General features: G+C 64.7%; 1 protein-coding gene. It reads right to left on the bottom strand.

Annotated features, from left to right (window positions below; all coding sequences use genetic code 11):
* Window positions 1-716: AMP-binding protein (locus tag A8G15_RS28760; RefSeq protein ID WP_156665625.1), on the bottom strand; the 716-nt coding region annotated here is incomplete at both ends.

Genomic DNA, 716 nt, shown 5'->3' with positions numbered 1-716 from the left:
ACCGATTCGATCTCACCCAACTCGATCCGGAAACCACGCACCTTCACCTGGAAATCCGAACGCCCGATGTACTCGAGCCCACCCCGCTCGTTCCACGCAACCACATCACCCGTGCGATACATCCGCACACCCGACCCACCGAACGGGCTCGCCACGAACCGATCCGCCGTCAACTCCGGACGACCGAAATACCCCCGAGCCAACTGCACACCCGACAGATACAACTCACCCGCAACACCCACCGGCACCGGACGCAACCGCCCATCGAGCACAAACGCCGACACATTCCACTCCGGCACACCGATCGGCACACCCACCACATCCGCACCCGACACCTCATGCCAGGTCACCGACACCGCAGCCTCCGTCGGACCGTACAAATTGAACAGCCCCACACCCGGATTCACCGACAAGAACCGCTGCGCCACCACCCCCGGCAACGCCTCACCGATCGCCAGCACCCGACGCAACGACGGAGCCAACACCCCACCCGAACCCGACGACAACGCCGCCGCCGTCAACGCCTCCAGCATCGACGGCACCACATGCAACGTCGACACCGACGCCGACCGCATCAACCCCAGCAGATACCCCGGATCCCGATGACCCTCCGGCTCCGCCACCACCAACCGGCCACCGGACACCAACGCCGACCAGAACTCCCACACCGACAGATCGAACGTCGCCGCAGTCTTGAGCAACACCGCATCATCCGG

Origin of the sequence: Rhodococcus phenolicus, from assembly GCF_001646785.1 — a bacterium.
Classification (GTDB): domain Bacteria; phylum Actinomycetota; class Actinomycetes; order Mycobacteriales; family Mycobacteriaceae; genus Rhodococcus; species Rhodococcus phenolicus.
The sequence above is the reverse complement of the archived record's forward strand: the minus strand, read 5'-3'. Positions and strand labels throughout refer to the sequence as shown.